Source organism: Pseudomonas sp. TE3895, assembly GCF_056278855.1.
The window spans coordinates 4,711,382-4,732,826 of record NZ_JBWBQE010000001.1 but is presented as its reverse complement, the minus strand read 5'-3'; the positions used below and the strand labels follow the sequence as shown (position 1 = coordinate 4,732,826).

The following is a 21,445-nucleotide window of genomic DNA, read 5'->3' as shown; positions in this document are numbered from 1 at the left end:
GGGGCGCCTTGCGCCCCTGGATACACGTCCTTGCGGGTACTACGGGGTACCGTTTCGGCCATGCAGGTGATAGGCAGGGCGCTCGCTCAGGCGCTCGTAATAATCGCGCACCGCGGGCAGGTGCGGGTGCTCGAACGGCGTTTCGAACCAGCGGTTGACCGACAGGCCGATCGGGATGTCGGCCAGGGTGAACTGGCTGCCGGCCACATAGGCACCGGTGCCGGCCAGCTGGCGGTCGAGGATGCGCATGTAGCGTGACCACTCGGCACAACCGGCAGCCAGTGCTTGCGGGTCCTGGTGAGCGGGCGAATGCCTGACCAGCGACATGAACGCGTAGCTCCAAGAGCGGTTGAGGTCCGAGGCCTGCCAGTCGATCCACTGGTCGATCCTCGCCCGCGCCTGGGCCTCGCCGGGATAGAACGCGGTGGCGCCGTAGCGGCTGGCCAGGTAACGGATGATGCTATTGGATTCCCACAAGGTGAAGTCGCCGTCCTGGATCACCGGAATCATGGCGTTGGGGTTCAGCGCGAGGAACTCGGTGCTGTCAGTGGCCTTGAAGCCGGAACCCCAGTCTTCGCGCTCGAACGCGATCTCGAATTCGGCGCAGGCCCACAGGACTTTTCGCACATTGATGGAAGAGGCTCTTCCCAGTATCCGCAGCATGGTGTTCGTCCTTGTGTGGGGGAGGTTGATCGTCCGCCACTGCCGGGGGCGGGTCAAGGGGGCTGAGCGGTGGCTCGGCGCTCCCTGTGCAGAGTTCTTGTAGTCCATTTCCTAAAGTGACCCTTTCCACCCCTTTGTCATTGTAATGGGGTAGGCAGCGGCCTAGCCTCGGCAAGCGCCTAACCTTGAGGAATGGACATGGACAGCGAAACGCCGAAAAACAGCAGCAAGCCCTATGTCGTGCAAGCCGCGAGCCGCTTTGGCAACAGCGATGCCGAACTGGTGCAAATGAAACCGCAACTGCCAATACGCACCGCACTGATGGAAGCTTCGGTCATCATGGGCTGCATCACCGAGATCACCCGCAAGGCCATCGACAGGCCTGACGACCGCCAGGTGATGATGAAGGCCACGTACTACCTGGCCGGGATGGCCAAGTCACTGATCGACGGCCAGCTGCTGCAGATGCGTCAGGCGCGCGAAGGCGGGGGCGAAGCCTAGCCAGGCTTGCCTGGGGGGCGCGAACTTGGCACCCTTGGGCGGTTTTAATCGTCTGTAACACGACAGAAGGAAGCATGCATTGAGCTGGGACAAGGTGGGGAAGCTTCTCGTCGCCGTGCTGATCGGCCTGATGGTCCTGTTGGCCGCCTACGCGTTGCTCAGGGGCAATCCGCGCCTTGAGGCGTCACTGACCTATGCCTACCTCACTTACCCCAGCCAGTTCAGCGAGCGGATCAGCAAGGCCAGCGAACAGCTGAAGTATGAGCAGTTGCAGGGGCAAATCAACGGTATCGTTCAAGGCCAGCTGGGCCATGATCAGGTCGAGCGGCTCATCGAAATGGCGCAGGCCCCTTATGCCCAGCTGTTCGCCAAGCCTTTCGAGGCCGGGCTGGTCGACCACCGTGCCGGCCTGCTGATCGAACTGCACAACAGTGGTGATGCGCAGGTCCGGCAGGTGAAAATCCGCCTGCCAGCCAAGGGCCTGGTGCAGGTGCGCGATGCTGCCGGCAACGATACGCTGCTGGAAACCGCCATCGCCCAGGTTGATATCCCGGCCATCGAGCCAGCTGGCACCTGCAAGGTGTGGGTGTATTTCGATGCCGACTACTCGCAGATCCGCCATGGCGGGGTCAGTATCAGCCATGCCGATGGTGAGGCCAATGTGCAGGTGTACCGCGAAGTCATCGGTTTTCCGGCCATGGTGGCCCGTTACAGCCGTGAGCTGATGATACTGCTTGGCATACTGGCGGCCAGCGTACTGGGCTTGGCCTATGCCTGCCTGGCGCGTCGTGTTCCGCGGTAAAACAGCCTGCAGAAAAATGCGTGCATGCGTTCTGCGATCAAGGGTCATTTGCTGAAAACGCAACACGCCCCCGCAGACGACCCTCTATAGTGCTCGGCATGACGAAACCCCTGCCGAGCCTGCCTGATGATTCCTTCTCTGGACGCCATTTTTTCTCGCCTGCGCCTGCGCCAGTTGCGCTTGCTGATTGAGCTGGACCGCTGTGGCTCGCTGCACAAGGCAGCTGAAGCCATGGCCATTTCCCAGCCCGGCGCCACCAAGGCCCTGCGCGAGGTCGAGGAGGTGCTGGGCGTACCGTTGTTCCAGCGAATGCCCAGCGGCCTGGTTGCCAACGAGGTGGGCCGCTGCGTGGTGCGCTACGCGCGGCTGATCCACAGCGACCTGGGGCATCTGCGCGAAGAGGTGTTGGGCATCGTCCAAGGCCAGGGCGGGCGGCTGGCGGTGGGCAGTATCATGGGGGCGATGCCCACACTGGTCAGCGCCCTCGGGCGCTTGCGCCGCAAACAGCCGCAACTGGCAGTGGAAATTGCCGAGAATACCAGCGCCAACCTGCTCGCCCAGCTGGACGAAGGGCGCCTGGACCTGGCCATCTGCCGACCAGGGCTGGGCCGCAACGCGGCGGAATATGGCTTTGTCGAACTGGCCCAGGAGCCGCTGGCGGTGGTCGCGCATCCGCAGCATCCGCTGGCCGGGGCGGCGGCACTCAAGATCAGCGACCTTAGCCATTATCGCTGGGTGGTTTATCCGGCCAACATGCCCATGCGCCAAGCGCTGGAACGCGAGTTGAGCGAGGCTGGGGTGGCGGTGTCGCGTTATCCGCTGGAGACCTTCTCCACCTTCGCCACCTTCATGCTGCTTGAAGATGACCCGACGTTGGTGGCGGTCATTCCCCGTGCAGTGGCGGCCTTTGCCGAGCAGCGCGGGTTGCTGGTGTCGCTGGCGGTGCCGCTACGGGCGCTGAGCGAGCCGTTCGGCATCGTGCACCGGGTCGCGGCGCCGTTATCGCCTGCGGCACGATTGCTGGTGGAGGAACTGACGGCGGGTGAAGTGTGACGCTACCCCTCTATTTCCAGCCCGTTGTCGAAGCGCTGGTAGGGATAAGCGGCGGTTATCGGTGGATCAGTTCTTTTCATTACCGGTGGCCCTGTCCTGTGCTCTAGATTGCCCCGGCAGTGCCTGTCAGTCACCCTGTAACCCTGATTGCATCTAGGAGCAAACCAATGGATCTAGGCATCACCGGCCGCTGGGCCATCGTCTGCGCGGCCAGCCAAGGCCTTGGCAAAGGCTGCGCCGAAGCGCTGGGCAAAGAAGGCGTCAACCTGGTCATCAATGCCCGTACCCAGGCCACCCTGGAGCAGACCGCCAGCGAGTTGCGCAGGGCCTGCCCGGGCATCGAGGTCCATACCGTGGCAGGTGATGTGGCCGATCCCAAGGTGCGCCTGGCGCTGTTGGCGGCCTGCCCGCAGGTCGACATTCTGGTCAACAACGCCGGTGGCCCGCCACCGGGGGACTTCCGTGATTGGGAGCGTGATGACTGGCTGAAGGCGCTGGACGCCAACATGCTCACGCCCATCGAGCTGATCAAGGCGGTGGTAGATGGTATGGCCGAACGTGGTTTTGGCCGGGTGGTGAACATCACCTCCGGCGCGGTGAAGGCACCGATCGACATGCTGGGTTTATCCAACGGTGCCCGCAGTGGCCTGACCGGATTCATTGCCGGCCTGGCCCGGCAGCAGCGCCTGGCGGGCCGCAATGTGACACTCAACAACCTGTTGCCTGGGGCGTTCGACACGGCGCGCCTGCAAAAGACCTTGAAGGCTGCGGGTGGTGATGTGGACGTCACTGCCCAGGCGCGGCGCAAAGCCATTCCGGCGTCGCGTTTTGGCGATGCTGCGGAGTTTGGCGCGTATTGCGCATTTTTGTGCAGCGCGCATGCCGGGTACATCACCGGGCAGAACCTGCTGATCGATGGCGGGGCGTATCCGGGAACCTACTGACGCCGTTGGCGCTATTGCTTGCAGCCGCCTTCGCCCTCATGCAGCGCCAGGCTCTGGCGCAATTGTTCAATCATGGCCGCACGTAGCGCTTGCGGCGCCTGGATGCGGATCGAACCCGCCTGGGACAGCAGCCAGCCCATCAGCGCGCGGTTGTCGTCGACGGTGGCCACCAGCGTGGCGCCGCCGCTTGCCTGCGGCGTCAGTTGCATATCGACGGACAGGGGTGACTGTTCCAGGCGGTGGGCCAGCGCGTCATCGACCCAGGCATACAGTACGACGTGTGTCGGGGGGGTAAGTGCGTCGGGTTGCAGTTGCTGCGCTTCGCCCAGGCTCAAGCCCGGTTGCCAGTACCAGCCATAAGGCATGCCTTTACTGTTGCACTGTAGCGGGAACAGTGCGGCGAGCTCGACCAGGTCGCGCTCGACGGTGCGTTTGCTGGTGGTATGGCCCACGGTTGTCAGGGCAGCCTGCAACTGGGTGGAGCTCATTCCCGGGTGGCGGCCGGGCAGCAACTTGAGCAGTTGCCACTGGCGGGCGATGGTGTGGCGGGTCGGGTGGCTGGGCAAAGGGCTCATCCTTGAAGACAGGCACCAAGCCTGCCTGGGTAGTGGCGTTTAGCTACTGCCTAGCATACCTCGTCACAAGATGGGATCCAAGTTGTGGCGTCAGGCCTCGGTCAAGTGGTGCGCCGCCTGAGCAACCTGGACATCCAAACCCGCAAGCCACTGGAAATTGCCGTATGGACCAACGAGGAGGGCGCGCGCTTCATTCCGGCCCTGTTCGGCTCGGCGGTGTTCACCGGCAGCCTCGCGCTGGCCGAGGCGCTGGCCATTCGCGATGCCGATGGCGTCAGTGTCGCCGACGAACTGCACCGCACCGGGTACGTCGGCCAACGCCCGCTGGTGTGCTGTCAACTTTGATTGAAAGTGTACTTATTTTCGAGCATGAATTGTTCTGGGTGTAAAGCCTGTCTAGTTGCGGGTGGGAGATGCCAGTGCCTCTGGTGAAAAATAAAATTACATCCGTAGGAGATTCGTTTTTAATTACATCGTGAATGGTATCCATGGTTTCCCGCTCAAGCTGGATTACCTCTGTTTCTAGCGCTTCCGCTGTATATAATAGCTCGGCGTCTGATTCAGGCTGATAGTCTTCCAAAGTGGCTGCGTGAATATTGTTCCAAGTCTCGCCGCCATCAGTTGGTAGAATTTTATCAGCAATGCCAAGGGCGCGGAGGTGCTCAAGCTCCCTTATTTCATGTATGAAAAATCGCTTGTCGATGTCGGTTGCTTGTAGTTTGCTCTGTGGATTTTTTTCGAGCCTATCTATCATCACTTTGTTCGCGTCTGAAGGCGGAAGTCGACTTGTTTGTAATTTGACTAACTCGACGCCGCCTGCTGTGGTCCGGGCCTCTCTCCAATCCATTCGTTCGATTGGCCCCCCGGCTTTGTCCAGGTTGTAGGGGCGTCAGCTGTAAGCCCCTATAATTCTCACGCCGGGATAGGGAGAATTGAAAACCACATACAGTGGCGGTAGGCTTGACTCTGGCGGGAAGCAGTAGATGCAGTCTTTATAATTCGGTGGCTCATGAGGCACAACACTTCTTCTTAACTTCTTTGATCACACAGTTCAAACCTGCTCCCTGCCCCAGTCACTTTCCTGCACCTGCTCCTTGTAGTCACAGGCTCTAACGCGCCAGGAATATTTGGGGCGAGAGGAGCAAGCGCGAAGGGGTGATGGAGCCAATAAGTGCAGGCCACAACATCTTCAATGCCTGTGAGATGTCGTGGCGCGCGGGCGGCGCTTGATCTCACAGGCGGTGCGGATGTCGTGGCGAACTACATCCCACCCCGGCGCACATGCTTGACGAAGACCTTCTCCAACAACTCCCACATCGCCGGATCCGTACTGAACGCCACGTTGAAGCGCATCCACCCGGTCGCCTTGGCGTCGACCATGAACAATTGCCCAGGCCCAAGCATGATGCCTTTCTCCAGCGCATCGTCCAGCAACGCGGCACTGTCGGGAATGGCCGGGTGGCGGGTCCAGATGTACATGCCTTCATCCGATTCGGTGAACAGTTCGAAGCCCAATCGATGCAGATGCCGCCCAACTTCCTGATGCGCCTCGGCCAGCCGCTGGCGCAGGCGCTTGAGGTGCTTACGCCAGCGGCCGTCGATGATCGCGGCGTACACCACGCGCTCCATCACCTGCGAAGTGGTCAGGCCCGAACGCATTTTCAGGTGCAGCAGTTTCTGCATCAGCTCAGGATTGGCCAGCATGTAGCCGACCCGCACGTTGGGCGAGATGCTCTTCGAGTAGCTGCCCACGTACACCACCTGCTGCAGGTGATCGAGGCTGGCCAGGCACGGTTGCGGCTCGGCAACCATGTCGGCGTACAGGTTGTTCTCCACCAGGCGGAAGCCGTGCTGGCTGGCCAGTTGCAGCAAGCGGTGCAACTGCGGCAGCGGGGTGCGCGAGCAGGTCGGGCTGTGCAGGTGTGGCTGGGTGAAAAACGCGGTCGGGCGGTGGTGTGTCAGCAACTGTTCCAGCTGATTCAGGTCGTAGCCGGCCGGGGTGCGCGGCACGCCGACCAAGGTCGCGCCCTGGGTACGCAGAATGCTCATCAGGTTGGGGTAGCCGGGGTCGTCCACCAGCACTACGTCGCCCGGGCGTACCAGTGTGCGTGCGGCCAGGTCCAGGGCCTGGCTGGCGCCGTGGGTGAGCATCAGCTGTGCTGGGTTGGCGACGATCGACAGCTCTTGTTGCAGGTTCTGTGCGGTCAGCGCACGCAGCTCCATCAGGCCCATGGGGTCGCCGTACCCCGACAACTCCAGCGGGCTGCCGGCCACCTGGCGCAGGCCACGGCGCAGGCCGTCTTCGTACATCCAGTCGTTGGGCAGCCAGCCGCACCCCGGTTTGTACGGCAACTGGCGGATTTCGAAAATCTGCTGCAGGTACCACTCGGAGTTGAACGTTGGTCGACTGGTGTCGGCCTCGGTGTTGTGCTGCTCCAGCAGTTCGCCCGCCGCACGGTTGACGAAGAACCCCGCATTGCCACGGCTCACCAGCAGCCCTTGGGCGACCAGGCGGTCGTAGGCCTCGACCACGGTGAAGGTACTCACCGAATAGCTGGCGGCAAAGGCGCGGATCGACGGGACCTTGGCGCCTGGCTTGAGGGTTTGGTTGTCGATCAGCTCGCGCAGCCCATCGATGATCTGGTTGACCAGCGGGGTTGAGGAGTCTGGATGTAATTCGAACATTCGGGGCCTTCAGGGTGCGTATCGCCTGGCGTCTGCAGGGTGTACTGCATGGGCGACCTATACAGTGCAGTGCGAGATTCATGCCACTGTGCATGGCTCTCTGCGTCGGACATTTTTACATTAGGTGTCGGATATCGCCACATAAAGCATGTTCAGTTCGCCTCAGGCAGTCGCCCTGGGGCGCGTCAGCAGGCCGCCATGGAAGGCCTGCGTGTGTAATTCACACCATCCTGCCCGCATTAGCACTGATGTACAGGTGAAATCGCCAGCCATCGGGATTTCACAGTTTTCCTTGGATAAGAAGAAGCACGGGGTACACAACTGATGGACGCAACATCCACAACCACCACCGCGAAAAGCGGGCACGAGAGCAAGCTCAGTGCCTCGCTGAAGTCGCGCCACCTGACGATGATGTCGATCGCCGGGGTTATCGGCGGCGCCTTGTTCGTCGGTTCCGGCAGCGTGATCCACAGCGCCGGCCCAGCCGCTGTCCTGGCCTACCTGGCAGGCGGCATTCTGGTGGTGCTGATCATGCGCATGCTGGGTGAAATGGCGACTTCCTCGCCTGACACCGGCTCGTTCTCAACCTACGCCGACCGCGCCATTGGCCGTTGGGCCGGTTTCACCATCGGCTGGCTGTACTGGTGGTACTGGGTCATCCTCATGGCCTGGGAAGCCTATGTGGCGGGCAAGATCCTGCATGGCTTCTTCCCCGACGTCAGCGTCAACGTGTTCGTGCTGGCCACGACCCTGTTGCTGATCACCGTCAACTTCTTCAACGTCAAGCACTACGGTGAGTTCGAGTTCTGGTTCGCCTTGATCAAGGTGATTGCGATCGTCTGTTTCCTGATCGTGTGTACCGCTGCCGTGATGAACATCTGGCAGTTCGGTGAAGTGCGTGGCATCAGCCACCTCACCGCCGAAGGCTTCATGCCCAATGGCATCACCACTGTGATCGGTGCCTTGCTCGGGGTGATGTTCGCCTTCCTCGGCGCCGAAATCGTCACCATCGCCGCTTCCGAAGCCAAAGACCCGGCTGCGCAGATCGTCAAGGCGACCAACTCGGTGGTCTGGCGTGTGTGCCTGTTCTACGTCGGCTCGATCTTCCTGATCGTCTGCCTGGTACCGTGGAACGACCCGCACCTGGGTGTTTCTGGCTATGGCGCCTATCGCCGTACCCTGGAACTGCTGGGCGTGCCGTATGCCGAGCTGCTGATGAACTTCGTGGTGCTGACTTCGGTGAGCAGCTGCCTGATCTCGGGCCACTACACCGCTTCGCGCATGCTGTTCTCCCTGGCCCAGCGTGGCGATGCGCCGTCGTTCTTCAAGATCACCCGCGCCGGTACCGGTGTACCGGTGTACGCGATCATGGGCTCGTGCGCCGTGGCCGTGGTGTGTGCATTGATCAACTTCAGCGAGACCCTGCGCCCGAAAGACGTGCTGGACACCCTGATGAACACCACCGGTATGATCGCCCTGCTGGTGTACCTGGTCATCGCCTTCTCGCAGCTGCGCATGCGCCGCAAGCTGATTGCCGAGGGCAAGGAAGTACGCCTGAAGATGTGGCTGTTCCCGTGGCTGACCTACCTGGTGATCGCGTTCATCGTGGCTGCCCTGGTCACCATGGCCTTCATGCCTGACTACCAGATTCTGGTCATTTCCACCGGTATCGCTGCGGCGGTCGTGGTGGCGATGGGTGTGGTGCACCAGATCCGCTCTGGTAGCAAGCAGCACTAAGCGTCACTCGCGTCTGGAAACGGCCGGCTCCCTTGGGGACCCGGCCGTTTCGCGTTGTTGGGCCTGGGCTTTTTCTGCAGGCATGTGGAAACGCTGGTTCATCCACGGTGAACCGAGCAGGGCGGCCGCGGCGATCAGGGCCAGGATGGCGAGGGCGATGTAGGTCTTCACGGGCGTGCGCATGCAAGGACTGACTTCAAGCACAGGTGATCAGTTCCGGGGTAATCCGTTCGCAACCGTCCCGCCGGGCGACAGATGGCATATGCTAGGCACATTGCCCGCCCAAAGGAGCCGCACATGGCCTGGTCTGCCAACCAGTATTCCCTGTTCGAAGACGAACGCACACGCGCCGTACGCGACCTGATTGCCGCCATCCCGCCGCGGCCGGTGCGCCACGCCACCGACCTGGGGTGCGGCCCCGGTAACTCGACCGAAGTGCTGCTGCAACGTTACCCCGATGCTCAGGTGACGGCGCTGGACAGCGACCCGGACATGATCGACAAGGCCCGTGAGCGCAAGCGGCTGTGCATCCCGCGTGTGCGCACGGTCATTGCCGACATTGCCGGCTGGGCTGCCCCCGAGCCGCAGGACCTGATCCTGGCCAATGCCTCGCTGCAATGGGTACCTGACCACGCCTTGCTGTATCCGCACCTGGTGCGCCAGCTCAGCGAAGGCGCCAGCCTGGCCGTGCAGACCCCGGACAACCTCGACGAGCCGGCCCACCGGCAGTTGCGCGAGATCGCAAGCCAAGGCCCTTGGGCGGCGAAGTTCGCCGACTTGCAGCTGCCGCCACGGCACAACGCGGCGTTCTACTACGACTTGCTCAGCCCGCTGTGCGCGCGGGTGGACGTGTGGCGCACCACCTATCATCACCCGTTGGAGGGGGGCGCCGAAGCGGTAGTGGAATGGTTCAAGGGCTCGGCGTTGCGGCCTTATCTGGCCAGGCTTGATGAGCAGGAGCAGGCCGACTTCCTGCAGATGTACCTGCAGGCCATGCAGCGCGATTATCCGCCGGCCTCTGATGGCAAGGTCCTGTTGCCCTTCCCGCGGTTGTTCGTGATCGCTACCCGCTAGGGCGGCGCCAGCGCCAGGCCACGTAGCTGTAGATGCCGAGGTTCAGCGCCAGCACGAGGGTGCCCAGCAGCAGTTGGATCTGCGGGGTCAGGCCGGCGGGGTAGATCAGTGGCCAGACGTAGTGCTCGACGAAGCTGCCCTGGTAACCTGCGTCACCGGCGGCATTGCGCATGCGGTTTTCCCAGGTGGTGAGCGGGCAGCCCAGGTGCAGGCACTCCACCGCCAGGCCCCAGGCCAGGGCCGGCAAGTGCAGCAACAGGGCAGGGCGCCAGCGCAGCACCAGCAGCCCGCCGAACAGCACCAGCAGGATGAAGGCCAGGTGCATCAGCACCAGGGTGTCGGCGGCAAGGCGGTAGAGCATGGGGTGGGGGGCCGGGGATTGGGGTTATCCCAGCATAGTTGGGTTGCCTGATCTGGCCTACACCCCTTCCTCGACCATCTGCAGGAAAGTCGCCACCACCCGGCGCGTACGCTGCTCGCTCAGGCACACCAGAGTCTCGGTCAAATGCCGCTGGCAATCGATGATCGGCAACGCACACACCCGCGCATCGGCACCGAACTCCGCCGCCGACACCACGCCCACGCCAATGCCTACCACCACCGCTTCGCGCGCCGCTTCCCGGCCTTCCACCTGGATCGCTGCGCGTATCCGCAGGCCGGCACGTTGCATCTCTTCCTCCAGCGTCTGCCGCGTCACCGAGCCGGGCTCGCGCAGCACCAGTGGCGTGTCGTCCAGGTCGGCCAGGCTGATCGAGCCACGGCTGGCCCATGGGTGGTGGTGGGAAACGAACGCCACCATCGGGTCACGACGCAGCGGCAGGCAATGCAGGCGCTCATCGTCGACATCGCGCCCCAGCAGGGCCAGGTCGGCCTGATAGCTGAACAGCCGCGCCAGCGATTCGTCGGTATTGCCGGTTTCGATCTTCACCTGGATGCCTGGATAGCGCTGGCAGAAGCGGGCGATCTGCGGCAGCACGTGCACCGGCGCATCCACTGCCAGCACCAGGCTGCCGGTGTGCAGCGCACGCGAGTCGTGCAGCAGCTCTTGTGCCTCGGCCTCGCAGGCGAACAGGCGCTGGCTGATGCCCAGCAGCCGCTCGCCAAGGTCGGTGAGCTGCACCGAGCGTTTGTTGCGGTGGAACAGCAATACGCCGAAGCGCTCCTCCAGTTTGCGTACCTGATCGGACACCGCAGGCTGGGTAAGAAACAGCTTTTCGGCGGCGCGGGTAAAGCTGCCGTGCACGGCCACCGCGTGGAAAGCCTTGAGTTGAGCGTGGGACACCGACATGACGACCTCAGTAACAAGCTGGGCTTATGTGTGTAATACGATAAATCGATTTTATTTATCTTACAGCAACTGTTTCCATGGATTTCAGCCCGACGCTGGCACCACGAATGCCGCCAGGGCCATGGCGCTCACACGGCGCCACCTGACCCGATGACAGCCTCGTCATCGCTGTGCGTAACACAAGAACAAGACAGGCGTTTCTTCACATTCTGCCGGCACACTTGAGCAAGAGGTCAGACTTACATGAATCAATCCCTAGCCGCGTTCAAACGCTGGCGCATCCAGATTTTCGCCATCACCTGGCTGGCTTACGCCGCCTTCTACTTCACCCGCAAAGCCTTCTCGGTGGCCAAGCTGGGCATCGCCGAAGACCCAGGTTTCATGCTCGACAAGGCCGCCATGGCCAACCTGGACGCCATCTACCTGGCCGCCTATGCCGTGGGCCAATTCACCTGGGGCATGCTTGCCGACCGCTTCGGCCCGCGCGTGGTCGTGCTGGGCGGGTTGCTGATTTCTGCGGCGGCGGCAGTGGTGATGGGCAGTTACGCAACCTTCCCGATCTTCGCCACTTGCATGCTGGTACAGGGCCTGGCGCAATCCACCGGCTGGGCCGGCTTGTGCAAGAACATCGGCAGCTTCTTCCCGGCTTCGCAGCGCGGGCGGGTGCTGGGCCTGTGGAGTTCCTGCTATGCCTTCGGCGGCCTGGTGGCCTCGCCGTTCGCGGGCTGGTGGGCCTACACCCTGGTGGGCACCTGGCATGCGGCGTTCTTCTCCAGCGCGGCAGTGGTGGCGCTGGTGGCGGTGCTGTTCTTCTTCCTGCAGCGCAACAAACCCGAGGACGTCGGCTTGCCGGCGGTTGAGCCCGAGCCGCAAAGCATGGCCCCGGCCGACAACCTGTGCAGCGTGTGGGCGCCACTGCGGGAGATCCTGCGCAACCGCACGGTGTTGACCCTGGGCCTGGCGTACTTCCTGCTGAAGCCTGCGCGCTACGCCATCTTGCTGTGGGGCCCTGTGATCGTCTTCGAGCAGATGCCCTCGGTGGGCAAAGTGGGCGCGGCAATCATCCCGACTGCTTTCGAACTGGCCGGGCTGCTTGGCCCGATCATGATCGGCCTGGCCTCCGACAAACTGTTTGGCGCCCGGCGCATGCCGGCCTGCGTGATCAGCCTGGTGCTGCTGACCGTGACACTGGCGGCGTTCATGGCGGCCATGCACACCGGCAGCGTGCTGCTGGTGGTGGCGCTGCTGTTCGTCATGGGCCTGACCCTGTACGGGCCGGACTCGATGATCAGCGGCGCTGCAGCCATCGACTTCGGCACCGCCAAGGCCGGCGCCACCGCAGCAGGTTTCGTCAACGGCTGTGGCTCGGTGGGCGCGGTGCTGGGTGGGCTGCTGCCGGGTTACTTCGACGGCGTCACGGTGTTCATCGTGTTCGCGGGCTGTGCGCTGTTCTCGGCGCTGGTGTTGCTGCCGCACTGGAACAGCCGCCCGGCCAGCAGCGCGCAATGCACCGACGTGGCACCGAACACCAGCATGGCAATCAAGCCACTGCGTACTTAAAGGAAAGCGAGCGAATGAGACCCTTCTGGCTGCAACAGGCCCTGGATTCGGCGCGGGAGGCGGTATGCCCGCCGCTGCAAGGCGATACCCGTTGCGATGTGTGCATTGTCGGTGGCGGCTACACCGGCCTGTGGACGGCACTGATGCTCAAGGAAGCGGTACCGGCCCTGGATGTGGTGCTGATCGAGGCCGACATCTGTGGTGCCGGTGCCAGCGGCCGCAATGGGGGGTGTGCGTTGTCCTGGTCGGCCAAGTACTTCACCCTCGAACGCCTTTTCGGGGCGGCGGAGGCGGTGCGGCTGGTGCGCGAGTCGGAGCGCAGCATCGCAGACATCGGTGTGTTCTGCGCGGCCAATGGCATCGACTGCGACTACCGCCTGGACGGCACGCTGTACACGGCCACCAACGCAGCGCAGGTCGGTGCCACCGACGCGGTGATCGCCGCGTTGGAGCACAAGGGCATCAACTCGTTCCGCCGCTTGCCGCTGGAGCAGGTGCAGCGCCTGGCCGGTTCGGCACGGCACCTGGAGGGCTGGTTCTCGCCGGCCGCCGCCACCGTGCAGCCTGGCAAACTGGTGCGCGGCCTGCGCCGCGTGGCCTTGCAGCGCGGCGTGCGGCTCTACGAAGGCACCGCCATGACCGGCCTGGAGCACGGCGCCCCGGTGCAGGTACGCACGGCCCACGGCACGCTGCGCGCCGACCGTGTCGTGCTGGGCCTCAATGCCTGGATGGCGCGCGTCTTCCCGCAGTTCGAGCGCAGTGTGGCGATCGTTTCCAGCGACATGGTCATTACCGAACCGTGCCCCGAGCTGCTGCGCCAGATCGGCCTGGACAGCGGCATCAGCGTGCTCGACTCGCGTATTTTCGTGCACTACTACCACAACACCTCCGATGGCCGGCTGATGCTCGGCAAGGGCGGCAACACGTTTGCCTATGGCGGGCGCATGTTGCCGGTGTTCGACCAGCCGTCGCCGTATCGGCGGTTGCTGCGCGAAAGCCTTGGCGGCTTTTTCCCGGCCTTGGCCGAGGTGCCACTGGCGGCCAGCTGGAACGGGCCGTCGGATCGCTCGGTAACCGGCCTGCCGTTCTTTGGTCGGTTGGACGGGCAGGGCAACGTGTTCTACGGCTTTGGTTACTCCGGCAGCGGTGTTGGCCCGTGCCACATGGGCGGGCAGATTCTTTCGTCGCTGGCGCTGGGGCTGGACAACCCGTGGACCCGGTCGCCGCTGGTCAAAGGGCCGCTGGGGCTGTTCCCGCCCGAGCCGATCCGCTACCTGGGCTCGCTGATGGTGCGCAATGCCATCCGCCGCAAGGAGCAGGCCGAAGATCGTGGTGTGCGCCCGCGAAGGCTGGACGTGCGGTTGGCGCGGTTTGCCGCGGCGGCGGGCAAAGCCGATAAAGGCTGATGAGATTTCTTGTCGATCCCATGCTCGAGGGCGTATAAAATGCACCCACTTTTGGCCGGTCGCTTCCTGAACCGGCCGCTGAAACAAGAGAGTCGACATGGGCGCACAGTGGAAAGCCAAACATAGAGAAACAGCGGCCAATGCCAAAGGCAAGATCATGGGCAAGCTGTCCAAGGAAATCCAGATCGCGGCCAAGTCGGGTGCCGATCCCGACATGAACCCGCGCCTGCGCCTGGCCATCGTGCAAGCCAAGAAAGCTTCGATGACCCGCGAGACCCTGGATCGGGCAATCCGCAAGGGCGCTGGCCTGGACGGTGATGCCGTGCAATACCATGCGGTGAGCTATGAAGGTTTCGCACCGCACCAGGTACCGCTGATCGTCGAGTGCCTGACCGACAACATCAACCGCACTGTCGCGCAGATCCGCGTGCTGTTCCGCAAGGGCCAGTTGGGTGCCAGCGGTTCGGTAGCGTGGGACTTCAACCATGTAGGCCTGATCGAAGCCACGCCTGCGAGCGCTGACGCTGATCCGGAAATGGCTGCGATCGAAGCCGGTGCCCAGGACTTCGAGGAAGGTGAAGAAGAGGGCTCGACCCTGTTCATTACCGACACCACCGACCTGGACGCGGTGCAGAAGGCCCTGCCGGAGCATGGTTTCACCGTGACCGCAGCAAAAATCGGCTACACCCCTAAAAACCCGGTAAGCGCGGCCAGCCTGAGTGCTGAAGCGTTGGCCGAGGTCGAAGCGTTTCTCGAGGCGATCGACGAGCACGATGACGTGCAGAACGTCTATGTTGGCCTGACCGAGTAATCGTCGGGGCCGCGTTGCGGCCTGTTCGCGGGCAAGCCCGCTCCCGCAGGTTTTTCACGATGCTGAACGATGTGAGAACCCTGTGAGAGCGGGCTTGCCCGCGAGAGGGCCCTTGAATTCCACCGCAGGGAGCCTGCATGAACCCCACCTTCGCCTCCCTCAGCCTCGCCCACCTGCGCACCCTCGACCACCTGTTGCAGCTTAAAAACCTCAGCCACGCGGCCGAGCGCCTGGGTGTCAGCCAATCGGCCCTGAGCCGCCAGCTGGCCCACCTGCGCGAAGCCTTCGATGATCCGTTGCTGGTGCGCCAAGGGCGTGGTTACGTGCTTAGCGAACACGCCGAGGCCCTGGTCGAGCCTTTGCGCCAGGTACTCGAAGAACTGCACGCGCTGCGCCAGCCCGCCATCTTCGACCCGGCGCGCTGCGAGCGGCGGTTCTGCCTGGCCGCTTCGGACTATGTCGCCGAGCACATGCTGCCGCTGCTGGTGGCGGCGCTGGAGCGCGAAGCGCCAGGTGTGTCGCTGGAGTACCGCACCTGGCAGGCCGGCCAATACGCCTTGCTGGCCAGCGGAGAAATCGACCTGGCGACCACCTTGTTCGACGAGTCGCCGCCCAACCTGCACGGACGGCTGTTGGGTGAGGACCGCGCGGTATGCCTGATGCGCCAGGATCACCCGCTGGCCGCGCAGGCCGCGCTCAGCCAGGCCGACTACCTGGCGTACAAGCATGTGCGCATTTCGGGCGGTGGCGACAAGGACAGCTTCATCGATCGGCACTTGCGTGCACAAGGCCTGCAGCGGCGGGTCAGCCTGGAAGTGCCGTTCTTCTGCGCCACGGTACAAGTGATTGCCAACAGTCAGGCAGTGGCCACGGTCCCCGAGCATATTGCCCGGCAGTTGTGCCGTTTACATCACCTGGCCTGGCGGCCACTGGGCTTCATTGACCACAGCCAGCGCTATTGGGTGGTGTGGCACCAGCGCCTGCAGGCTTCGGCCGAGCACCGCTGGTTGCGCAACCGGGTGTTCGAGCTGTGGCGCCAGTCGCAGTTCGGGGTGCAGGGCGGGCATGCGGGTTCGCCATAGCAGCTATGCGTGAAGCGGGGTTATTCGGCTGGGGATAGGTGCCTAGACTGGGACATTGTGTTGATTGTGCGGCTTCTTCGCGGCTGTAGGCGCGGGTTTACCCGCGAAAGGGCCAGCACAGGCAATGGATAACCCCCAGGAGAGCTAGCGTGACCCCCGAACAATTCCGCCAGTACGGCCACCAACTGATCGACCTGATTGCCGACTACCGCCAGACCGTGGGCGAACGCCCGGTCATGGCCCAGGTCGAACCTGGCTATCTCAAGGCCGCCTTGCCCGCAACTGCCCCTCAACAAGGCGAACCTTTCGCGGCCATTCTCGACGACGTCAATAACCTGGTCATGCCCGGCCTGTCCCATTGGCAGCACCCGGATTTCTATGGCTATTTCCCTTCCAATGGCACCCTGTCCTCGGTGCTGGGGGACTTCCTCAGTACTGGTCTGGGCGTGCTGGGCCTGTCATGGCAATCCAGCCCGGCCCTGAGCGAACTGGAAGAAACCACCCTCGACTGGCTGCGCCAGTTACTTGGCCTGTCTGCCCAGTGGAGTGGGGTGATCCAGGACACTGCCTCGACCAGCACCCTGGTGGCGCTGATCAGTGCCCGTGAACGCGCCACTGACTACGCCTTGGTACGTGGTGGCCTGCAGGCCGAGCCCAAGCCTTTGATCGTGTATGTCAGCGCCCACGCCCACAGCTCGGTGGACAAGGCTGCATTGCTGGCAGGTTTTGGCCGCGACAATATCCGCCTGATCCCCACCGACGACCGCTACGCCCTTCGCCCAGAAGCACTGCAGGCGGCGATCGAACAGGACCTGGCTGCCGGCAACCAGCCGTGCGCCGTGGTTGCCACCACCGGCACCACGACGACCACTGCCCTCGACCCGCTGCGCGCGGTGGGCGAAATCGCCCAGGCCAATGGGCTGTGGTTGCACGTTGACTCGGCCATGGCTGGTTCGGCGATGATCCTGCCCGAGTGCCGCTGGATGTGGGACGGCATCGAGCTGGCCGATTCGGTGGTGGTCAACGCGCACAAATGGCTGGGTGTGGCCTTCGATTGCTCGATCTACTACGTGCGCGATCCGCAGCACCTGATTCGCGTGATGAGCACCAATCCCAGCTACCTGCAGTCGTCGGTGGATGGCGAGGTGAAGAACCTGCGCGACTGGGGCATTCCGCTGGGCCGTCGGTTCCGTGCGTTGAAGCTGTGGTTCATGTTGCGCAGCGAGGGTGTCGATGCATTGCAGGCGCGGCTGCGGCGTGACCTGGATAATGCCCAGTGGCTGGCGGGGCAGGTCGAGGCGGCGGCGGAGTGGGAAGTGCTGGCGCCAGTGCAGCTGCAGACCTTGTGCATTCGCCATCGACCGGCGGGGCTTGAAGGGGAGGCGCTGGATGCGCATACCAAGGGTTGGGCCGAGCGGCTGAATGCATCCGGCGATGCTTATGTGACGCCGGCTACACTGGACGGGCGGTGGATGGTGCGGGTTTCGATTGGTGCGCTGCCGACCGAGCGGGGGGATGTGCAGCGGCTGTGGGCACGTCTGCAGGACGTGATCAAGGGCTGAAGCCTTCGCGGGCAAGCCCGCTCTCAAGGGATCGCATCAGGGCTGAAGCCTGTACGGTACCTGTGTGAGCGGGCTTGCCCGCGAAGGGGCTGCAAAGCAGCCCCTGCAATCTATCAGTGGCTCACCGCCTGAAAGCTACCTTTACGGCTGGCTTCATAGGCAGCCTTTTCCATCGGCTTGGCGTCTGGGTTGCCCAGGTCGTCCATCGCCAGGCGGTGGGTTTCCGGGGCAATGTAGGCCGCCAGGGCGCACACGCCGGTGATGAAGAAGGCCAGCCCACCGACTACCAGCGGAATGTTGTCCGAGCCCGGCGGAGCAACCATTGCGAACAGCGCGGGCAGCATGGCGGTCAGCATGGTGCCGATGTTCTGCGCGATGGCCATGGCCGTAACGCGGTAGCGGGTGTGGAACAGCTCTGGGTAGAAGCTTGGGAACACCGCGTTGTAACCCTGGTAGACCATGCCCCACATGACGATCGAGGCGGCGAACGCCATTGGCACGTTCTGGATGCTGATCGCATACAGGTAGACGAAGGCCAGCAGGCCAGAGCCCAGGCAGCCAGCGATCATGGTCGGGCGACGGCCGATCTTGTCCGACAGGTTGCCCACGAACGGGATCACCAGCACCGCGACGATGTTGCCGACCACCGGAATCCACAGGTACACGCTCTTGTCGAAGCCGATGCCATACGCCGGCTGCACCGCGTAGGCCGCGCCGAAGATGGTGGCCACGACCGGGATCACGTTCATCAGGGCCATGAACATTACCAGCACCATGTGCTTCCAGCTGTGGCGGAAGGCTTCGCTGATGGGCGACTTGACAACCTTGTCCTGTTTTTCTTCTTGAACGAACGCCGGGGTTTCGTGCACTTCCTTACGGATGATGAAGCCGGCAATCAGCACGATGGCGCTCATCAGGAACGGAATGCGCCAGCCCCATTCGGTAAAGGCTTCGCTGGGCATGAAGTACGCCAGTGGCAGGAATACCGCCGCCGCCAGTACCTGGCCCGCTTGCACACCTTGCAGGGTGAAACTGGCGTAGTAGCCTCTTCGGCCAAACGGCGCGTGCTCCATGATCATCGAGCTGGCACCGGAAATTTCCCCGGCCACGGCAAAGCCCTGGATCAGGCGCAACACCACCAGCAAGGCCGGTGCGAGGTAGCCGATGTCGTGGTAGGTGGGTAGCAGGCCGACAGCCATGGTCGACAGGCCCATCAGGAACATGCACAGCAGCAGGACGTTCTTGCGACCGCGGGTGTCACCCCAGTGGCCCAGTACGAAGGCGCCGATCGGGCGTGCCAGGTAGCCCACGCCATAGGTGGCCAACGAGGCAATGATGGCCATTTTCGGGTCGGTGTTAGGGAAGAAAATCTGCGGGAAAATCAGCGCAGCGGCCTGGGCGTAGATGAAGAAGTCGTAGTACTCGAGTGCCGAGCCTATCCATCCACTGGCGGTCGCTTTCTTTGCTTGCGAGCTGGAGTGAGCCATCGTTGTCTCCGTTGTTATTGTTGTTTGCGCAGGTTCCGCCAGAGGTTATGCCAAGGCAGGAGGCAACGGTCGGTGTGCCTGCGTCTGTGGTCCATGTTGACCACGGGCCCGCGGTCTAGCAATTCGCTAGAACGGGTTTTGTGCGATAATCGAACGCAAAACTAACCATTCCGTACAAAGAGATTGAAGCGACGACTTTACCTGCGAATAATCGATCGTGCCATAAACTGTAACAGGGGTTGTTTGCCCGAATGGCACCGTATTCTTCCAACAACAAGGAACTCCCGCCATGCAGCGTTCGATCGCTACCGTGTCCTTGAGCGGCACTCTGCCGGAAAAGCTCGAAGCCATCGCCGCCGCCGGTTTTGACGGCGTCGAGATCTTCGAGAACGATCTGCTCTATTACGCTGGCAGCCCGCGCCAGGTGCGCCAGATGTGCGCCGACCTGGGCATTGCCATCACCTTGTTCCAGCCTTTCCGCGACTTTGAAGGCTGCCGCCGTGACCGTCTGCAGAAAAACCTCGACCGCGCCGAACGCAAGTTCGACCTGATGCAGGAACTGGGTACCGACCTGGTGCTGGTGTGCAGCAACGTCCAGGCCGATGCCCTGGGTGACGAGCAACTGTTGGTCGACGACCTGCGCCTGCTGGGCGAACATGCCGGCAAGCGTGGCCTGCGCATTGGTTACGAAGCGCTGGCCTGGGGCCGCCACGTCAACACTTACCAGCAAGTGTGGAACCTGGTGCGCCAGGCTGACCACCCGGCACTCGGGGTGATCCTCGACAGCTTCCACACCTTGTCGCTCAAAGGTGACCCCAGCGCGATCCGCGACATCCCCGGCGACAAGATCTTCTTCGTGCAAATGGCCGATGCGCCGATCCTGGCCATGGATGTGCTGGAGTGGAGCCGCCACTTTCGCTGCTTCCCGGGGCAGGGCGAAATGGACATGGCCGGTTTCCTCGCGCCGATCCTCGCCACGGGTTACCGTGGCCCGCTGTCGCTGGAAATCTTCAACGACGGCTTCCGCGCCGCACCGACCCGGCAGAATGCCGCCGACGGCTTGCGTTCGCTGCTGTACCTCGAAGAGCAGACCCGCTTGCGCCTGGAGCAGGAAAACACGTCGATCGAACCTGGCGTGCTGTTCTCTCCGCCGCCGGCCAGCGCTTATGACGGCGTGGAGTTCCTGGAGTTCGCGGTCGACGAAGCCGTCGGCGCGCGCCTGGGCAACTGGTTGAAGCGCCTGGGCTTTGCCGAAGCCGGCAAGCACCGCAGCAAAGAAGTGCAACTGCTGCGCCAGGGTGACATCAACATTGTGCTGAACGCTGAACCGTATTCCTTCGGCCACAACTTCTTCGAGGCCCATGGCCCGTCGCTGTGCGCCACTGCGTTGCGGGTCAAGGACCAGCAAGCGGCTCTGAAGCGGGCCACCGCCTTCCGTGGCCAGCCGTTCCGCGGCCTGGTCGGCCCCAACGAATGCGAAGTGCCGGCGGTGCGTGCGCCCGATGGCAGCCTGCTGTACCTGGTAGAGCAGGGCACTGCCGGCCACACCCTGTACGACACCGACTTCAGCCTGGACAACAACGCAACCGCTACCGGCGGCCTGCGCCGCATCGACCACATGGCCCTGGCCCTGCCGGCCGAGTCGCTGGACAGCTGGGTGCTGTTCTACAAGAGTTTGTTCGACTTCGCCGCCGACGACGAAGTGGTGCTGCCCGACCCGTATGGCCTGGTCAAGAGCCGCGCCCTGCGCAGCCAGTGCGGCACCTTGCGCCTGCCGCTGAACATCTCGGAGAACCGCAACACCGCCATCGCCCATGCGCTGTCAAGCTACCGTGGTTCGGGCGTGCATCACATCGCTTTCGATTGTGACGACATCTTCCGCGAAGTGGCGCGGGCCAAGCTGGCAGGGGTACCGCTGCTGGAAATCCCGCTGAACTACTACGACGACCTGGCGGCGCGTTTCGATTTCGACGACGAGTTCCTCAGTGAGTTGGCGTACTACAACGTGCTGTACGACCGCGATGCTCAAGGTGGCGAGCTGTTCCACGTCTATACCGAGCCGTTCGAGGAGCGTTTCTTCTTCGAGATCATCCAGCGCAAGGCGGGGTACGCCGGTTACGGCGCTGCCAATGTTGCGGTGCGCCTGGCAGCCATGGCCAAGGCCCGTAGCGGGGCGGCGCGCAAGCCGGTGCTGTAGTCGCCTGCACCGGCCTGT

General features: G+C 63.1%; 20 protein-coding genes and 1 pseudogene. 13 read left to right on the top strand and 8 right to left on the bottom strand.

The window, feature by feature from the left end; genetic code table 11:
- Positions 1–39: 39 nt before the first annotated feature.
- Positions 40–663 (bottom strand): glutathione S-transferase family protein, encoded by a 624-nt coding sequence (locus ACZ889_RS21380; protein ID WP_104962037.1) that lies wholly within the window; start codon positions 661–663, stop codon positions 40–42.
- Between the two features lie 198 nt (positions 664–861).
- On the opposite strand from ACZ889_RS21380, the gene ACZ889_RS21375 reads away from it, so the two are divergent.
- The 4 genes from ACZ889_RS21375 to ACZ889_RS21360 all read left to right on the top strand — a co-directional run bounded on the left by ACZ889_RS21375 (position 862) and on the right by ACZ889_RS21360 (position 3,963).
- Positions 862–1,164, top strand: coding sequence for a DUF3077 domain-containing protein (locus ACZ889_RS21375; protein WP_012052844.1), 303 nt, complete (start codon positions 862–864; stop codon positions 1,162–1,164).
- 79 nt (positions 1,165–1,243) lie between these two features.
- On the top strand, positions 1,244–1,966 hold the full coding sequence (locus tag ACZ889_RS21370; protein ID WP_041168472.1) for a hypothetical protein: 723 nt from the start codon (positions 1,244–1,246) through the stop codon (positions 1,964–1,966).
- Between the two features lie 126 nt (positions 1,967–2,092).
- Entirely contained in the window at positions 2,093–3,019 is a 927-nt protein-coding gene (locus ACZ889_RS21365) for a LysR family transcriptional regulator (RefSeq protein WP_003250758.1), read from the top strand.
- A gap of 167 nt (positions 3,020–3,186) precedes the next feature.
- Entirely contained in the window at positions 3,187–3,963 is a 777-nt protein-coding gene (locus ACZ889_RS21360) for an SDR family oxidoreductase (RefSeq protein ID WP_476257791.1), read from the top strand.
- Between the two features lie 11 nt (positions 3,964–3,974).
- On the opposite strand, the gene ACZ889_RS21355 is transcribed toward ACZ889_RS21360, so the two are convergent.
- Positions 3,975–4,529, bottom strand: a complete 555-nt coding sequence (locus ACZ889_RS21355) for a WYL domain-containing protein (RefSeq protein ID WP_476257790.1) — start codon at positions 4,527–4,529, stop codon at positions 3,975–3,977.
- Positions 4,530–4,622: 93 nt separating this feature from the next.
- On the opposite strand from ACZ889_RS21355, the pseudogene ACZ889_RS21350 reads away from it, so the two are divergent.
- A pseudogene (locus ACZ889_RS21350) lies at positions 4,623–4,865 on the top strand (Zn-dependent hydrolase); the annotation flags it as partial.
- Between the two features lie 562 nt (positions 4,866–5,427).
- On the opposite strand, the gene ACZ889_RS21345 reads toward ACZ889_RS21350, so the two are convergent.
- Both ACZ889_RS21345 and ACZ889_RS21340 read right to left on the bottom strand, forming a co-directional pair.
- Positions 5,428–5,556, bottom strand: coding sequence for an S-type pyocin domain-containing protein (locus tag ACZ889_RS21345; protein ID WP_180689772.1), 129 nt, complete (start codon positions 5,554–5,556; stop codon positions 5,428–5,430).
- Positions 5,557–5,798: 242 nt separating this feature from the next.
- Complete coding sequence (locus ACZ889_RS21340) at positions 5,799–7,223, bottom strand: aminotransferase-like domain-containing protein (protein WP_003250769.1); 1,425 nt, start codon at positions 7,221–7,223, stop codon at positions 5,799–5,801.
- Positions 7,224–7,547: 324 nt separating this feature from the next.
- On the opposite strand from ACZ889_RS21340, the gene ACZ889_RS21335 reads away from it, so the two are divergent.
- On the top strand, positions 7,548–8,960 hold the full coding sequence (locus ACZ889_RS21335) for an amino acid permease (protein WP_004575400.1): 1,413 nt from the start codon (positions 7,548–7,550) through the stop codon (positions 8,958–8,960).
- Between the two features lie 3 nt (positions 8,961–8,963).
- Here ACZ889_RS21335 and ACZ889_RS21330 read toward each other — a convergent pair whose 3' ends face one another.
- Positions 8,964–9,143 (bottom strand): hypothetical protein, encoded by a 180-nt coding sequence (locus tag ACZ889_RS21330; protein ID WP_004575401.1) that lies wholly within the window; start codon positions 9,141–9,143, stop codon positions 8,964–8,966.
- 114 nt (positions 9,144–9,257) lie between these two features.
- Here ACZ889_RS21330 and tam point away from each other — a divergent pair, with 114 nt between their 5' ends.
- Positions 9,258–10,034, top strand: a complete 777-nt coding sequence (tam, locus tag ACZ889_RS21325; RefSeq protein WP_180689773.1) for a trans-aconitate 2-methyltransferase — start codon at positions 9,258–9,260, stop codon at positions 10,032–10,034.
- Here the strand turns inward: tam and ACZ889_RS21320 are convergent.
- Together ACZ889_RS21320 and ACZ889_RS21315 are read right to left on the bottom strand one after the other, a co-directional pair.
- A complete protein-coding gene (locus tag ACZ889_RS21320; protein WP_180689774.1) occupies positions 10,024–10,395 on the bottom strand; it encodes a DUF2784 domain-containing protein in 372 nt (123 codons plus the stop codon). The genes tam and ACZ889_RS21320 overlap by 11 nt on opposite strands.
- A 57-nt stretch (positions 10,396–10,452) precedes the next feature.
- Positions 10,453–11,322: a LysR substrate-binding domain-containing protein gene (locus ACZ889_RS21315; protein ID WP_476257789.1), complete on the bottom strand. Its 870-nt coding sequence runs from the start codon at positions 11,320–11,322 to the stop codon at positions 10,453–10,455.
- A 243-nt stretch (positions 11,323–11,565) separates the two neighbouring features.
- Between ACZ889_RS21315 and ACZ889_RS21310 the strand changes: the two genes are divergently transcribed.
- From ACZ889_RS21310 to ACZ889_RS21290, 5 genes are all read left to right on the top strand, one after another.
- A complete protein-coding gene (locus ACZ889_RS21310; RefSeq protein ID WP_047603950.1) occupies positions 11,566–12,882 on the top strand; it encodes an MFS transporter in 1,317 nt (438 codons plus the stop codon).
- 14 nt (positions 12,883–12,896) lie between these two features.
- A complete protein-coding gene (locus tag ACZ889_RS21305; protein WP_003250779.1) occupies positions 12,897–14,288 on the top strand; it encodes an FAD-dependent oxidoreductase in 1,392 nt (463 codons plus the stop codon).
- Positions 14,289–14,385: 97 nt separating this feature from the next.
- Positions 14,386–15,099, top strand: a complete 714-nt coding sequence (locus ACZ889_RS21300) for a YebC/PmpR family DNA-binding transcriptional regulator (RefSeq protein WP_004575404.1) — start codon at positions 14,386–14,388, stop codon at positions 15,097–15,099.
- Between the two features lie 137 nt (positions 15,100–15,236).
- Positions 15,237–16,181, top strand: coding sequence for a LysR family transcriptional regulator (locus tag ACZ889_RS21295; protein WP_014860856.1), 945 nt, complete (start codon positions 15,237–15,239; stop codon positions 16,179–16,181).
- Between the two features lie 149 nt (positions 16,182–16,330).
- Entirely contained in the window at positions 16,331–17,743 is a 1,413-nt protein-coding gene (locus ACZ889_RS21290; RefSeq protein ID WP_180689775.1) for a DOPA decarboxylase, read from the top strand.
- Positions 17,744–17,856: 113 nt separating this feature from the next.
- Here the strand turns inward: ACZ889_RS21290 and ACZ889_RS21285 are convergent, their stop codons facing one another.
- Positions 17,857–19,230, bottom strand: a complete 1,374-nt coding sequence (locus tag ACZ889_RS21285; protein WP_003250787.1) for an MFS transporter — start codon at positions 19,228–19,230, stop codon at positions 17,857–17,859.
- A 289-nt stretch (positions 19,231–19,519) separates the two neighbouring features.
- Here ACZ889_RS21285 and quiC point away from each other — a divergent pair, with 289 nt between their 5' ends.
- Entirely contained in the window at positions 19,520–21,427 is a 1,908-nt protein-coding gene (gene quiC, locus ACZ889_RS21280) for a 3-dehydroshikimate dehydratase QuiC (protein ID WP_476257788.1), read from the top strand.
- The last annotated feature ends 18 nt before the right edge of the window (positions 21,428–21,445 follow it).